2 protein-coding genes are annotated in these 1,622 nt (G+C 69.5%); one reads left to right on the top strand and one right to left on the bottom strand.

Annotated elements, in window-relative coordinates; genetic code table 11:
• Positions 1-44: 44 nt before the first annotated feature.
• The gene (locus tag C5O18_RS09240) at positions 45-1,160 is read right to left on the bottom strand and encodes an ATP-NAD kinase family protein (protein ID WP_241146810.1); all 1,116 of its coding nucleotides are present in this window, start codon (positions 1,158-1,160) and stop codon (positions 45-47) included.
• 174 nt (positions 1,161-1,334) lie between these two features.
• Between C5O18_RS09240 and C5O18_RS10545 the strand changes: the two genes are divergently transcribed.
• Positions 1,335-1,511, top strand: a complete 177-nt coding sequence (locus tag C5O18_RS10545) for a PA1571 family protein (RefSeq protein ID WP_158249324.1) — start codon at positions 1,335-1,337, stop codon at positions 1,509-1,511.
• The last annotated feature ends 111 nt before the right edge of the window (positions 1,512-1,622 follow it).

Below are 1,622 nucleotides of genomic sequence, written 5' to 3'. Positions count from 1 at the left end.
AAGCCCGGCGCATGTTTCGTCATCACCGGGCATCGCCTGCAGGCTCAGCCCTGGACGCGGTACAGCGCTTCCTGCTCATAGCCCGTGTGCACGCGCCAGAGCCCGGACCATTCGGCATCCAGAAGGCTGTCACCGGTATCCAGGCGCAGCGGCCGCCCCGCGAGCGCCTCAAGCTTGGCGTGCGTGGCCAGCACCCGCACCGCGTCGCGGCCGATGCACCGCAGCAGCGCCGGCGACAGCTGCTGGTTGCCACGCCCGATCAGGCTGCCCTGCCCGCCGGTGGGCGTGATGACCACCGTCAGCGGCTCGCGCTCCGCCGCCGCCAGCAGATCGGCGGCGGTGGCATCGGCCTGCAACAGCTCGCCATCGCGCACCAGATCGAAACCCAGCAGCGTGTTCGGCAAGCCCAGCGCGTCCATGACGCCCGCCACCGTGGTGCCGGGCCCGAAGGCATGAAGCCGTCCCGGCTCCAGCGCCTCGACCAGGCCCGCCGCGATCTCCGCCACCACCAGTTCCTCGACCTCGCGGCCGGAGCACTTCACCTGCTGCAGCCAGCGCGGCGCCATCGGCACCGACATCTCGCCGTAATGACGGGCACGCACGCGCCCGTCGGCCAGGCCGGCCTCGTCGATATCACGCACCTCGGCCAGGTCCAGCGATACCCAGTGCCCGGCCGCCAGCTCGGCCAGCAGCGCGGCGGCGGCCTGCGGATTGATGGCGAACACGCCCGAATGCATCTTCACCCCGGCGGGAATGCCCAGCACCGGCAGCTGCCGGCCGACGACCGCGCAGACATCGCGCGCGGTGCCATCGCCGCCGGCGAACAGCAGCAGGTCGATGCCGGCCCGCATGAGCGCCGTCACTGCCGCCTGCGTATCCGCCGGACCGGATGGCCAGGCCAGGCCGGCATCCACCGTGACACAGGGCAGACCGGCGGCGGCCAGCACCTCGGCCCCCATCGGCCCCGGTACCGAGAACAGCTGCATGGCGTCCGGCAGCGTTTCCGCCGCGAACACCGCACGCAGGCGCTGCTGGGCCGGTGCCGTGGCCAGCGCGGCCTGCGCCAGCAGCGCCGGACGCAGCGCATCCGGCAGGCTGTCGCTGCCCTTCAGGGCCAGCGGGCCGCCAACGCCGGCAAGCGGATTGATGACAATTCCCACTCTCAGGCATGCCCCTGAAACACCTGGAAATGTTTTCATAGTTCGTTACACATTACGGAGGAAAGTGCGGGACGCGCATGGGGAGGCTGTCTATATTGACCTCAAGGAAAGGCGGGAATTGACCGCCGGATCTTTCAGACAAGCCGTCGCGGCAGACGGCAGACGAGGTGAGACATGGCCAACCTGGAGATGAGCATGAACGAGAAGCGTCAGGCGAGCAATCCGTTCCAGTTCGCCATCCTGGTCGACGAGCAGGGTCGCGAGATCGCGATCACCGAGGAAATGATCCAGCAGGCCTGCGCCGATCTGGCCAAGCGCTGCCAGTTCCCGGCCGCCCGCAAGGCCGCCTGACACATCACGGCCACAGGCCACAGGCTGCCGGCAACACGGCAGCCCCGGCGAGCCCGGCCCGAACGCCGCTCTCGCAGCCAGGCCGGTCTGCATCGCACAAGAAATCCCCTC

The sequence above is a fragment of the Amnimonas aquatica genome (genome assembly GCF_002943415.1).
Taxonomy (GTDB): Bacteria; Pseudomonadota; Gammaproteobacteria; order Pseudomonadales; family Moraxellaceae; genus Perlucidibaca; species Perlucidibaca aquatica_A.
The sequence above is the reverse complement of the archived record's forward strand: the minus strand, read 5'-3'. Positions and strand labels throughout refer to the sequence as shown.

Bases quoted from the DNA above. Each gene is read 5' to 3' on its own strand.
- C5O18_RS10545 (WP_158249324.1), top strand. From the start codon at position 1,335: ATGGCCAACCTGGAGATGAGCATGAACGAGAAGCGTCAGGCGAGCAAT.